Genomic DNA, 11,443 nt, shown 5'->3' on the forward strand with positions numbered 1-11,443 from the left:
AATTTGAATAATTACACATTTTCACTACTTTTATAGATAATACAAAAAACAACTTTTCTTAATCTAAATTAAGTTACAGATTTCTATCACCACTGTAATTTTGTTTTCAAATAAAATAATACCACATGTCAAACATCAGTTTAATCATCGAAGAACGTGCAGCCAATATTGGCAATTTTATGGTAGGAAGATTATTGCCTTTCCGTGAAAAAAGAGCCGTTGGACCATTTGTATTTATCGATCATATGGGGCCTGCGCATTTAAGTGACCATGAAAATATGGATGTTCCTCCGCACCCGCATATCGGACTTTCAACACTTACTTTTTTATTTGAAGGAAGCATTATGCACCGCGATAGTTTAGGAACCGAATTAGAAATAAAGCCAGGCGCTGTAAACTGGATGACAGCCGGAAAAGGAATTGTTCACTCAGAAAGAACTCCAGAATATTTAAGACATTCAGATAAAATGCTTCACGGTTTGCAGATTTGGGTTGCTCTTCCTAAAGAATTAGAGCAAATGGAACCTAATTTTACACACGTTGAAGCAGATAATATTCCTGCTTGGGAAGAAAATGGAGTTTCGTTCAAATTGATTGCTGGTGAAGCTTTTGGAAAAAAATCTCCAGTTCCTGTTTATAGTCCATTATACTTTATTGAAATTAAAAGCAAAGAGGCTCAAAAAATTAATATCGGAAAAGATTTGTTTGGCGAAAGCGGTTTATATATTTTGGAAGGAAGCATCAAAAATGGCGAACATACATACGATCCAAGACAAATTTTAATTACAACTGAAGCCTCTCTTTGCGAGTTCGAAATTGTCGCAAACTCTACAGTTTATATTTTTGGAGGAGAGCCATTTCCTGAAGAACATTTCATCTTTTGGAACTTTGTTTCTTCTGATAAAAACCTCATCGAAAAAGCAAAAATTGACTGGACAAACCAGACTTTTCCAAAAGTTCCTGGAGAAACCGAATTTGTACCATTGCCTGAACCAAGAATTAGATAATTATGAATACAATAGCAGCAAAAATAGATACGCGTTTGTATCGCACCGAAATAACATCTTCCAGTGGAAATGTAGTAATTGCAGATGAACCACAGGAAATGGGTGGGAAAAATTTAGGATTCAGTCCGTCAGAACTTTTAGCTTCGTCATTAGCCTCTTGCACACTGATTACATTAAGAATGTACATCAATAGAAAGCAATGGAATGTTGAAGAAATCAATATAAAAGTCGATTTTGAAAGAGATTCAGAACAAAACGTATCTCTTTTTACCCGAAAAATAGAAATCGTTGGCGAAGTTGACGAAAAACAAAGGCAGCGCCTAGAAACGATTGCAAATAGCTGTCCGATTCATAAAACATTAACACATTCAATCGAAATCAAAACCACATTATTTTAATCATCATGGAAATTCAACAAATAAACGATACAAGAAGAGGCTATTTTGAAGCTGTAGAAGACGGAAAAGAAGCTGGAAAAATGACTTATACTTGGGCAGGAGACTCTAAATTTATTATTGACCATACAGAAGTAAGTCCAGATTTTAATGGAAAAGGTGTTGGCAAAAAATTAGTTATGGCAGCCGTAGATTATGCCAGAGCAAATAATGTAAAAATTATTCCTCTTTGTCCTTTCGCAAAAAGCGTTTTTGATAAGGTTCCTGAAATACATGATGTACTTTTTTCTTAAAAGGTTCTAAGTTTTTTTAACCGCAAAGCGCGCAAAGAATAACGCAAAGTTCGCAAAGTTTTTAGACAAAGCTTTGCGAACTTTGCGTTTATACTAAGTCAAGTAAATAACAAAACCTTGCGCTCTTTGCGGTAAAAATTCAAGATAACGAAATTCGATTTTCAAATTTCTCCGAAAACTCGTATATTTGCGCGTAATTTAATCTTAGAGTATGACAAGAATAATTACGCTTTTCTGTATTTTTATAGCACAAATCGGCTTTTCTCAATCGGCTGAGAGTTATTTAGAAAAAATCAGAAATAATGAAGCTCTCTTAACAGCTTTTTTTCAACAAATGCCTAAAGGAGGCGATTTACATCATCATTTTTCAGGATCAATTTATGCAGAACCGCTTTTAGAAAGAGCTATTGCTGAAGACTTTTATTTGAATCTAGAAACCATGGCAGTTTCTAAAACCAAACCTGAAAAAGGAAATTGGGAAAACTTTTCATCTCTTAAAAGCAAAGGAAAATTAGATTACTATCAGCAACAAGTTATGCAAACTTGGTCTATTAAAGATTACAATGGCTCCGTTCCTTCTGATGATCAATTCTTTGATTCTTTTATGAAATTTGAACCAACGATTGCAGGTCATTTTGCAGAAGGAATGCTTGAATTAAAAAAGCGTGCGATTGCAGAAAATGTGCTTTATATTGAAACACAATTATCGACAATTCCGTGCGATATGAATGTTTCAGATCTAACCGGTTTCAATTCAAAATTACGCCAAGCCGCAGAACAGAAAGATGAAAAAGCTGTTATGAAACTTTTAGATGAATTGTATAAATCATTTCAGAAAAAAGATGCTAAAAAATATGCTTTAGATTTCAATAATAATTTCATTGCAAAACTGCATAAAGACTTAAAAATAGATGACGATAAATTTACGATGCGTTATCAAAACTTTGTGCTTCGTTTTATGGATCCTGTTGATTTATTTAAAAACCTGACAATAGCTTTTATCTCTGCAAACGAAAGTAAATTGGTTGCTGGCGTAAACATTGTTTCTCCAGAGCATGGAGAAAATTCTATGAAAGATTACTGGCTTCATATGGTAATGTTTAAATATTGCCACTCTAAATTTTCAGACGTAAAATATACGCTTCATGCAGGTGAATTGACTTTAGGTTTAGTCCAGCCGGAAGAATTGACTTGGCATATTAATGACGCGATCTATGTTGCGGGAGCAAACAGAATTGGTCACGGAGTTGATATTGCGTATGAGGCAAATTCATATGATTTATTAAAATATATGTCGAAAAACAACATTCCGATTGAGATCAATTTAGCAAGCAACGAATTCATTTTGAAAGTAAAAGAAAACAGACATCCGTTTACGCTTTACAAAGAATTTAATGTGCCAATTGTGATCAGTACAGACGACGCCGAATTCTAAGAAGCAGTATGACAGAACAGTATGTTTTACTGGCAAAAAGATATCCCGACGTAAATTATGAAACGATTAAAAAATACGTTTACAATAGCATCAATTACAGTTTCATTCAAGATCCTTCAGTAAAAAAACAATTACTGAAAGATTTAGATACTCGTTTTAAAACTTTTGAGGCGAATTTTTCTAAAAACTAATCTTAAATCTATGTAAAAATTTCACGCAGATTTTAAACCGATTTAGGTTGATTTAATAAAGTTTTTTTTTAAAACAAAATACTAAAAATAAAATCCGTTTAATCTGCAAAATCTGCGAGAGTATAATTTTTCCCGCAGATTTGGCAGATCCAGCAGATAAAATTTATTTAAATTATGATTCTAGAAGCGAGCATTTCTATACGTAAAACCAAACTTAGCAAATCAATTTGAAGCTGATTTTACTAAAGCAAGCCAATACATTTCATCAATCGATGGTTATTTAGGACATAGATTAGAGAAATGTCTCGAAGTCGAAAATAAATATCTTTTACTGGTCGATTGGAATACATTAGAAGATCACACAGTAGGTTTTAGAACTTCTGAAGCGTATCAGGAATGGAAAAAGATTTTACATCATTATTACGAACCTTTTCCAATTGTAGAACATTTTGAAACGGTTTTTGAAAACAAAAAATAAAGTTTTCATTTTGCCACAGATTAAAAGGATTAAAAAGATTTGTTTAAATTTAAAATAATCTAATCTGTGTTAATCCTTTTAATCTGTGGCAAAAAAAATAAATTCGTGCGAATTAGTGTAATTCGTTGCAAAAAACTTAACCAATGAATATCAAACTTATAGCAATAGGCAAAACAGATAATAAATCGCTTCAGACTTTGATAGACGATTACACCAAACGCTTGTCATTTTACATCAAATTTGATCTGGAAATAATTCCCGATATCAAAAACGTCAAAAACTTATCTGAAAGCCAGCAGAAAGAAAAAGAAGGCGAATTAATTCTGTCTAAACTTTCAGCAACAGATCAATTGATTTTGTTGGATGAAAACGGAAAAACATTCTCAAGTGTTGGTTTTTCTGAAGAATTACAGAAGAAAATGAATTCTGGAGTTAAAACTTTAGTTTTTGTAATTGGTGGTCCTTACGGATTTTCTGAAACCGTTTATAAAAAAGCACAAGGAAAAGTTTCTCTTTCGCTAATGACTTTTTCGCATCAAATGGTTCGTTTATTTTTCATAGAACAATTATATCGCGGATTTACGATTTTACGCAATGAACCTTATCATCATCAATAGATTCTTTAAAGGGGCAAAGATTCAAAGAAACAAAGGTTCAAAGTTTTTTAAGTTTTAAAAAATGTACTCTACTGGGAGTTTATCAAGGTTATATGTCACCTCTTTTTGCAGTAGAATTTTATACTGGATATACTCTTCGTAACTCATATTCTTGTCGAATAAAAACACTAAATCTGGTACTCTTTCAAACTTTATACTGTAAAATTGCTTTAGTATTTCTGAGATTTTTATTTCCTGATTAGCCATAAAAACCTGTTGTTTCCCTTTTTTAAAGTAAACTACAAAACTTCCTTGAGCAGGTCTTTCCATTTTATAAAACACTTTCGTGAAAGGAAGAAAAGCTAAATTCTTCCCTATAGAATCTGCATAAGAATAATAGTTTTCAGATTCTTCGTTTTGATGCATTTTCTCATTACGCTTTTTTTCCTGCATTTTAATTACTTCTGGGATTACCTTTTTTAATGGCAAGCGTTTGTCAATATTGAAAATCCAATTGGTTGAAATTATGGCACTTTTTCTATTCAAATCGGCTATTGTATCTTTTCCCTCAACTTTAAAAAAGAGGTAAATTGGCGAATGATCTTGTACGTCTTTTACAATTGAAACATTTGATTTTGGTAATAAAACGTCTTCTTTTTTTCCGCAGGAGAAAAGTAGGAAAGCTATAATTAGGGTAAAGTATTTCATATTTTTAAAATTCATTTTACACAAAGTTTGTCATTTCGACGAAGGAGAAATCTTCGCAAGTAACTCCCCAATGAGAATCCATTCTTTGTCGATCTAGCAACGAAGATTTCTCCTTCGTCGAAATGACAAAACTGTCAATTTATAAACTCATTTTACCAAACAAAGTAACACATTCCATCGCTTCTTTCACATCATGAACTCTCAAAATTTTTGCTCCTTTTGTCAAAGCAATCGTATTCAAGAAAGTAGTTCCGTTTAAAGCTTCTTGGGGTGTAATGTCAAGTGTTTTATAAATCATTGATTTTCTAGAAATTCCAGCTAAAACGGGTAATTCCAAAAGCTTAAAAAGTTCCATTTTCTGCATTACTTCATAATTCTGATCGGTTGTTTTAGCAAAACCGAAACCAGGATCTAAAATCAAATCGTTGATTCCTAAACTTCTTGCTTTTTTCACTTTTTCAGAAAAATAAAAAAGCATTTCTTTTATAATATCATCGTACTGCGTCAAACTTTGCATCGTCTGCGGATTGCCTCGCATGTGCATCATAATGTACGGAACATTATAATGCGCAATTACATCAAACATTTTTTCGTCTAGTTCTCCAGCCGCAATATCGTTTATAATTGCCGCGCCACTTTCTATGCTCGCTTTAGCAATCTCAGCTCTAAAAGTATCGATTGACAATAAAGTTTCTGGAAAGTGTTTTAAAATCAATTCTATGGCTGGCACAATTCGGTCAATTTCTTCTTGTTCGGTTACAAACTCAGCACTTGGTTTACTAGAATATGCTCCAATGTCAATAAAAGTGGCTCCTTCTGAAAGCATTTTATCAACTCTCGAAATAATTTCGTCTTCGTTTTTATATTTTCCGCCATCAAAGAAAGAATTTGGAGTAACATTTAAAATTCCCATTACTTTTGGAATTTCCAAATCAATCAAACGGCCTTTACAATTAATTGTCATTTGTTCTGTTATTTTTTATTTCAGGTTTCAAGTCCTAGAACTTACACAATCCAAGTCAACTTTAAACCTGAAACTTGAAACATTATATTTTAGTTTCAACTTCGTAGCATTAACACTTTGTTAAGAAAAAACTTGGAACAAAGAAAACCTTAAACTTGAAACTCTTAAAAAATTATGCTTATTTTTGAAGAAATTTTAGCAAATATACAGCATATAAATGAAGAATACTTCCCAAGAGTTTGATAATGTTATCGCGGTTTGCCGAACATTGTACATCAATAAAATGAAAGATTACGGTAGTGCGTGGAGAATTTTAAGATTGCCATCGCTAACTGACCAGATTTTCATAAAAGCACAACGAATTAGAAGTTTGCAAGAGAACGATGTTCGCAAAGTTGACGAAGACGAAAAAGGAGAATTTATCGGAATAATCAATTATTCGATCATGGCTTTGATTCAGTTAGAACTTGGCGTCGCAGATCAACCTGATCTTGACGTTGAAAAAGCAACTGAATTATACGATGCTAAAGTAAAATTGACTAAAGATTTAATGGAAGCTAAAAATCATGATTACGGCGAAGCTTGGCGCGATATGCGTGTAAGTTCTTTAACTGACCTAATTTTGCAAAAAATTCTTCGCGTTAAACAAATTGAAGATAATAAAGGAAAAACTTTGGTATCTGAAGGTATCGATGCCAATTATCAGGATATGATTAATTATTCTGTCTTTGCTTTAATTCTAAACCCTATAAACAAATAAAATTTCAAAAAATAAAATCCCAAATTCCAACTTTAAAATTGGAGTTTAGGATTTAGAAATTTGGAATTTAAACCCTAAATATTTGCCATGAAAAACATCATTACCCAATTCTCCCGATTATTTGTCGGCGTCTTATTTATTATTTCTGGATTAATAAAACTGAACGATCCTGTTGGTTTCTCTTATAAACTGGCAGAATACTTTAGTGAACCTGTTTTTAATATGCCTTTTTTAGAGCCGTTAGCTTTAGGATTAGCAATTTTCTTAGTTATTCTAGAAGTAGTTTTGGGTGTAATGCTTTTGGTTGGCTACAAATCAAAACTAACAATTTGGGCTTTATTATTATTAATCGTTTTCTTTACATTCCTTACTTTCTATTCTGCTTATTTTGATGTAGTAAAAGATTGTGGATGCTTTGGAGATGCTTTACACTTAACACCTTGGCAGTCATTTACAAAAGATGTTGTTTTACTTTTCTTTATCTTGATTTTATTCATTAATAAAAAACTGGTAAAACCTTTATTTTCAAAATTGGTTACCAATATTATTACTTTAATCAGCATTATTTTATGCGTATTTATGGCTGTTTGGGTTTTAAATCATAATCCTATCAAAGATTTCCGTCCTTACAAAGTGGGAACAAACATCGAGAAAGGAATGGAAATTCCTGAAGGTGCTCCAAAATCGGTTGTAGAAATGATTTTTATCTACAAAGTAAATGGTGTCGATAAAGAATTTACAGAGAAAGATTTAATGAATATTCCAGAAGGAGCGGTATTTGTTGATCGTAAAGACAAAGTAATTACCGAAGGCTACATTCCTCCTATTCATGATTTCACCATGACTAAAGATGATTCTGATTATAAAGAAGAATTATTAAAAGAGCCAAAATTATTGATCTATGTAACTTATGATTTGAATTTATCGAATCCTGACGGAATGAAAAAGTTAGCAAAAGTTACTGCAGATGCAAAAGCAAAAGGTTATAAAGTAATCGGAATGACTGCTTCTGGAGCTGATGAAATAGCTAAAGCTAAAAAAGATTATGCTTTAGATATTGATTTTTATTTCTGCGATGGAACAGCTCTAAAAACTGTTGAAAGAGCAAATCCAAGTATTGTAGTTTTACATAAAGGAACTATCGTTCAAAAAGTACACTACAACGACGTTGATGATTTAAAATTATCTGATGTAGCTTACGGTATTTAAAATACCAACTAAAATAATTTATTAAACGCCAATTTCCTTTTCAAGGTTTTGGCGTTTTTTTTCATTTATAAAATCCTTTCAGTAGAATGTTTAAAAATCATATTGACATAAAGTTAAAGCACAAAAAATTCATTAAAGAAGTATGCGAAACAGAAATTGTATTCGCATTAAAAAGCAAAAACGGATTCGCTACTTCTTACTCTAATGAATTTGAAGACGAAGATGGAGAACCAATAGGAATCATTTGCTTTTGGTCAAAAGAAATTATGGCAAAAATATGTGCAAAAAACGAATGGGACGATTATCATCCTGCAAAGCAATTAATCTATCTGATTTTCTTGAGAATTGGTGTATTGGCATGCATAACGATGGATTGCTGGTTGGAACAAACTTTGATCAACACCTTTTTGGCTATGAAAGTGAGGGCTATAATTTGATTCTAGAAATAATAACAGAATTAAAAAAGACAAAAAAAGAATTAGATCTTAAAAAATTCGAAAATATAGAAGATTTTGAAAATCAAACGAAGAAAACAATTAGATAGAAGGATATAAATAATTTTAAAAAATAATCCTACATTTGGTCAAACCAAAAACTATTTTTAATCATGAAAAAACTTCTAAAGATTTCAGTTTTACTAGTCCTAATTTTTACTACAGGATGCGATTCACCTCAAATAAATTGTGAAACTGGACCTGTAATTTATACTTTCGAATTTGTTGATAAAGATTCTGGAGCAAATTTGTTTGACAATGGTACTTTTCCTCCACAAACGCCTGTGACAGTAACCGATTTAAATCAAAATAAGATAATTCAAACCACTTATCTGAAAAGTAACAATTCAGATCGTGCTTTGTTAGTATTAGGATTTGTAGAAGGGACATTTAAGTATGCGGTAAATATTGGAGACAAACCTGCCTTTGAATTATCTGTTGTTACAGAAAGAGTAAAAGGAAGCCAATGCAGTAATATCGTAAAAAAGGCAACTGAAATTAAAAATGCTGAATATCAAGAAGAAAAAACAACTGGAATTTATAAAATTCTCATGAATACAAAAAACTAAAATCCATTTTACATTCTACATATTCTATTCATGAAAAAACTCATTAAAACACTTGCTTTCTCGTTCTCCATTTTATTTTACATTGCAGGTTACAGCCAAATAAAAAATGAAAATCAACGCTACATTTTCTTTTTTCACAACAAATTCGTAGAAGAAAACGATCTAAATGTAGCTCATCCAGAATATGGTAAAGCAGAATACAATGAGATTTTAGAATCTTATAGAAAAGATAACTTTATTGTCTTTAGTGAAAAAGAAAGAAAAATACAAATGCTGTCGATTATGCACAAAAAATTGCAAAACAGATTAAAGCATTGATGAAAAAAGGTATTCCGCCAAACCATATCACTGTAATCGGAACTTCAAAAGGTGGCTATATTGCACAATTCGTTTCGACTTTTGTGGCTAACCCTGACATGAATTTTGTTTTCATAGGTTGTTTTATGGACACAGATATAGATCAAATTCCCGATCTTAATTGGTGTGGAAATATTTTGACTATTTATGAAAAATCAGATATTTACGGAGTTTCTGCTATTAAAAGAAAAGAAACTTCTAAATGCAAAATAGATCATTTTAAAGAAATTGAACTTAATACAGGCCTAAAACATGGCTTTTTGTACAAAGTCGCAGACAATTGGATTGCTCCAAGCAAAAAATGGGCAAATGGAAATTATGAGCTGAATTAAAGATTCAAAAACATAAAAAGAAGTCTTCAATAATTTTAATTTTATTGAAGACTTTTTTTGTTGAAACCTGACGTTTTTTTGATTAAAATCTTCTTCTTGAAATAAAATTTTTATCATTTTTTTTCTTCTAAAATAGCTTCATAAAAAAGAAACGTCATTTTCAGCCTCTACTATTACGATTTCAAAACGTTTTTTTCAACCAAAAAACAGCGTTTTGTTACAAAATGAACGACTCTTCAAATTTTGTTAATGTACAATTGGCATTCCATTTGTTTGTTTAACTTTGTGAATTCAGTACCATAATAAAAAACAATTTTAATAAAATATGAAACAATTAGTCCTTGTCGTAATTGCATTTATTTCTTTTTCTTGCTCACAAGCTCAAAAAACAGCTTTTTCAAAAGAAGCTTTATCTGAGAAATTACTAGCTCTTGACGGAAGTCAGGTTACTTTCAAAAACATTTTAAAAAAATATAAAGGAAAAACTTTGGTTATCGAAGTTTGGGCTTCTTGGTGTGGTGATTGCGTAAAAGCAATGCCAAAACTAAAAGAATTACAAGCTGGTAATCCTGAAGTATCATACTTATTCTTATCTGCTGACAAAACAGCTGATAAATGGAAGGCAGGAATCGAAAAACACGAATTAAAAGGCGACCATTTCATGATGAACGACGGAATGAAAGGTGTTTTCGGAAAAGCTATTGATTTAGATTGGATTCCGAGATATATCGTAATTGACAAAACAGGTAAAATTGTTTTATACCGTGCTATCGAAACGGACTTCGAAAAAATCAATTCTACTTTACAATCATTGAAATAATTTTTCAATAACAACATTTCAAACAAAAAACAAAAAAATAATATAAAACTACCAAAATGAGAAAATCGATTGTTGCAGGAAACTGGAAAATGCATAAAAATGTCGCACAAACTGAAGAATTATTAAACGAGTTAATTGCTAAAATTCCAGCAAAAACAAATGCACAAGTAATTGTAGCGCCAACTTTTGTTAACTTACAAGCTGCAGCCAGAAATTAAAAAATACTACTATTGGAGTTTCTGCTCAAAACGTTCACCAAGCTGAAGGTGGTGCTTTTACAGGAGAAATTTCTGCTGATATGTTAACAAGCATTGGTGTTAATACCGTAATCTTAGGTCACTCTGAGCGTAGAGCTATTTTTCACGAAACAGACGCTTTAATCGCAGACAAAGTTAATACAGCTTTAAAACATGATATGACAGTAATCTTCTGTTTTGGAGAAGAGTTAAAAGACCGTCAGTCTGGAAATCACTTTAACATTGTTGAGAATCAATTACGTGATGGTGTTTTCCAAATCGCAAAAGAATCTTGGTCTAAAATTGTTTTAGCTTACGAACCAGTTTGGGCTATTGGAACTGGAGAAACTGCTTCACCAGAACAAGCACAAGAAATGCACGAATTTATTAGAGAAACTATTCGTAAAGCTTTTGGAGCTGATATCGCTGACGAAGTTTCTATTTTATACGGTGGTTCTGTAAAACCAGAAAACGCTAAAGAAATCTTCTCTAAACCAGACGTAGACGGTGGTTTAATTGGAGGTGCTGCTTTAAAAGCTGACGATTTCTTAGCTATTGTTACTGCTATCTAAAAATTATTTTGCCACAGATTAAAATGA

The 11,443-nt window shown here is 31.8% G+C and carries 16 protein-coding genes and 2 pseudogenes; 16 read left to right on the forward strand and 2 right to left on the reverse strand.

Annotated elements, in window-relative coordinates; genetic code table 11:
• The first annotated feature begins 125 nt into the window (after positions 1-125).
• From P5P87_RS07085 to rlmH, 7 genes and pseudogenes are all read left to right on the forward strand, one after another.
• Entirely contained in the window at positions 126-1,007 is an 882-nt protein-coding gene (locus tag P5P87_RS07085; protein ID WP_278022066.1) for a pirin family protein, read from the forward strand.
• 2 nt (positions 1,008-1,009) lie between these two features.
• The gene (locus P5P87_RS07090; RefSeq protein ID WP_278022067.1) at positions 1,010-1,405 is read left to right on the forward strand and encodes an OsmC family protein; all 396 of its coding nucleotides are present in this window, start codon (positions 1,010-1,012) and stop codon (positions 1,403-1,405) included.
• Positions 1,406-1,410: 5 nt separating this feature from the next.
• Positions 1,411-1,695, forward strand: a complete 285-nt coding sequence (locus P5P87_RS07095) for a GNAT family N-acetyltransferase (protein ID WP_278022068.1) — start codon at positions 1,411-1,413, stop codon at positions 1,693-1,695.
• Positions 1,696-1,906: 211 nt separating this feature from the next.
• A complete protein-coding gene (locus P5P87_RS07100; protein WP_278022069.1) occupies positions 1,907-3,130 on the forward strand; it encodes an amidohydrolase family protein in 1,224 nt (407 codons plus the stop codon).
• An 8-nt stretch (positions 3,131-3,138) separates the two neighbouring features.
• Positions 3,139-3,321 carry a hypothetical protein gene (locus P5P87_RS07105; protein WP_278022070.1) on the forward strand — a complete coding sequence of 61 codons (183 nt, stop codon included), beginning with the start codon at positions 3,139-3,141 and terminating at the stop codon, positions 3,319-3,321.
• Between the two features lie 250 nt (positions 3,322-3,571).
• Positions 3,572-3,799, forward strand: a pseudogene (locus P5P87_RS07110) (antibiotic biosynthesis monooxygenase family protein); the annotation flags it as partial.
• 143 nt (positions 3,800-3,942) lie between these two features.
• Positions 3,943-4,416 (forward strand): 23S rRNA (pseudouridine(1915)-N(3))-methyltransferase RlmH, encoded by a 474-nt coding sequence (gene rlmH, locus P5P87_RS07115; RefSeq protein WP_035648259.1) that lies wholly within the window; start codon positions 3,943-3,945, stop codon positions 4,414-4,416.
• Between the two features lie 54 nt (positions 4,417-4,470).
• On the opposite strand, the gene P5P87_RS07120 is transcribed toward rlmH, so the two are convergent.
• Together P5P87_RS07120 and folP are read right to left on the reverse strand one after the other, a co-directional pair.
• Positions 4,471-5,103, reverse strand: a complete 633-nt coding sequence (locus tag P5P87_RS07120; RefSeq protein WP_198856122.1) for a hypothetical protein — start codon at positions 5,101-5,103, stop codon at positions 4,471-4,473.
• A gap of 139 nt (positions 5,104-5,242) precedes the next feature.
• Complete coding sequence (gene folP / locus P5P87_RS07125) at positions 5,243-6,067, reverse strand: dihydropteroate synthase (protein WP_278022071.1); 825 nt, start codon at positions 6,065-6,067, stop codon at positions 5,243-5,245.
• A gap of 217 nt (positions 6,068-6,284) precedes the next feature.
• Here folP and P5P87_RS07130 point away from each other — a divergent pair, with 217 nt between their 5' ends.
• The 9 genes and pseudogenes from P5P87_RS07130 to tpiA all read left to right on the forward strand — a co-directional run bounded on the left by P5P87_RS07130 (position 6,285) and on the right by tpiA (position 11,416).
• Positions 6,285-6,827, forward strand: a complete 543-nt coding sequence (locus P5P87_RS07130; RefSeq protein WP_198856124.1) for a DUF1599 domain-containing protein — start codon at positions 6,285-6,287, stop codon at positions 6,825-6,827.
• An 87-nt stretch (positions 6,828-6,914) separates the two neighbouring features.
• Positions 6,915-8,036 (forward strand): BT_3928 family protein, encoded by a 1,122-nt coding sequence (locus tag P5P87_RS07135; protein ID WP_278022072.1) that lies wholly within the window; start codon positions 6,915-6,917, stop codon positions 8,034-8,036.
• Between the two features lie 86 nt (positions 8,037-8,122).
• Complete coding sequence (locus tag P5P87_RS07140) at positions 8,123-8,473, forward strand: DUF2750 domain-containing protein (RefSeq protein ID WP_278022073.1); 351 nt, start codon at positions 8,123-8,125, stop codon at positions 8,471-8,473.
• On the forward strand, positions 8,395-8,580 hold the full coding sequence (locus P5P87_RS07145) for a hypothetical protein (RefSeq protein ID WP_278022074.1): 186 nt from the start codon (positions 8,395-8,397) through the stop codon (positions 8,578-8,580). The genes P5P87_RS07140 and P5P87_RS07145 overlap by 79 nt, the downstream gene beginning before the upstream one ends.
• Positions 8,581-8,643: 63 nt before the next feature.
• Positions 8,644-9,099: a hypothetical protein gene (locus tag P5P87_RS07150; protein ID WP_198856127.1), complete on the forward strand. Its 456-nt coding sequence runs from the start codon at positions 8,644-8,646 to the stop codon at positions 9,097-9,099.
• 30 nt (positions 9,100-9,129) lie between these two features.
• Positions 9,130-9,417 (forward strand): hypothetical protein, encoded by a 288-nt coding sequence (locus tag P5P87_RS07155; RefSeq protein ID WP_278022075.1) that lies wholly within the window; start codon positions 9,130-9,132, stop codon positions 9,415-9,417.
• Complete coding sequence (locus tag P5P87_RS07160) at positions 9,417-9,788, forward strand: hypothetical protein (protein ID WP_278022076.1); 372 nt, start codon at positions 9,417-9,419, stop codon at positions 9,786-9,788. Before P5P87_RS07155 ends, P5P87_RS07160 begins: the two co-directional genes overlap by 1 nt.
• A gap of 325 nt (positions 9,789-10,113) precedes the next feature.
• Entirely contained in the window at positions 10,114-10,608 is a 495-nt protein-coding gene (locus P5P87_RS07165) for a TlpA family protein disulfide reductase (protein WP_198856129.1), read from the forward strand.
• 56 nt (positions 10,609-10,664) lie between these two features.
• Positions 10,665-11,416: pseudogene (tpiA, locus tag P5P87_RS07170) on the forward strand (triose-phosphate isomerase).
• Positions 11,417-11,443 lie beyond the last annotated feature (27 nt).

Source organism: Flavobacterium ginsengisoli (genome assembly GCF_029625315.1).
GTDB classification, from domain to species: Bacteria; Bacteroidota; Bacteroidia; order Flavobacteriales; family Flavobacteriaceae; genus Flavobacterium; species Flavobacterium ginsengisoli.

Bases quoted from the DNA above. Each gene is read 5' to 3' on its own strand.
- P5P87_RS07085 (WP_278022066.1), top strand. From the start codon at position 126: ATGTCAAACATCAGTTTAATCATCGAAGAACGTGCAGCCAATATTGGC.
- P5P87_RS07090 (WP_278022067.1), top strand. From the start codon at position 1,010: ATGAATACAATAGCAGCAAAAATAGATACGCGTTTGTATCGCACCGAA.
- P5P87_RS07095 (WP_278022068.1), top strand. From the start codon at position 1,411: ATGGAAATTCAACAAATAAACGATACAAGAAGAGGCTATTTTGAAGCT.
- P5P87_RS07100 (WP_278022069.1), top strand. From the start codon at position 1,907: ATGACAAGAATAATTACGCTTTTCTGTATTTTTATAGCACAAATCGGC.
- P5P87_RS07105 (WP_278022070.1), top strand. From the start codon at position 3,139: ATGACAGAACAGTATGTTTTACTGGCAAAAAGATATCCCGACGTAAAT.
- rlmH (WP_035648259.1), top strand. From the start codon at position 3,943: ATGAATATCAAACTTATAGCAATAGGCAAAACAGATAATAAATCGCTT.
- P5P87_RS07120 (WP_198856122.1), bottom strand. From the start codon at position 5,103: ATGAAATACTTTACCCTAATTATAGCTTTCCTACTTTTCTCCTGCGGA.
- folP (WP_278022071.1), bottom strand. From the start codon at position 6,067: ATGACAATTAATTGTAAAGGCCGTTTGATTGATTTGGAAATTCCAAAA.
- P5P87_RS07130 (WP_198856124.1), top strand. From the start codon at position 6,285: ATGAAGAATACTTCCCAAGAGTTTGATAATGTTATCGCGGTTTGCCGA.
- P5P87_RS07135 (WP_278022072.1), top strand. From the start codon at position 6,915: ATGAAAAACATCATTACCCAATTCTCCCGATTATTTGTCGGCGTCTTA.
- P5P87_RS07140 (WP_278022073.1), top strand. From the start codon at position 8,123: ATGTTTAAAAATCATATTGACATAAAGTTAAAGCACAAAAAATTCATT.
- P5P87_RS07145 (WP_278022074.1), top strand. From the start codon at position 8,395: ATGCATAACGATGGATTGCTGGTTGGAACAAACTTTGATCAACACCTT.
- P5P87_RS07150 (WP_198856127.1), top strand. From the start codon at position 8,644: ATGAAAAAACTTCTAAAGATTTCAGTTTTACTAGTCCTAATTTTTACT.
- P5P87_RS07155 (WP_278022075.1), top strand. From the start codon at position 9,130: ATGAAAAAACTCATTAAAACACTTGCTTTCTCGTTCTCCATTTTATTT.
- P5P87_RS07160 (WP_278022076.1), top strand. From the start codon at position 9,417: ATGAAAAAAGGTATTCCGCCAAACCATATCACTGTAATCGGAACTTCA.
- P5P87_RS07165 (WP_198856129.1), top strand. From the start codon at position 10,114: ATGAAACAATTAGTCCTTGTCGTAATTGCATTTATTTCTTTTTCTTGC.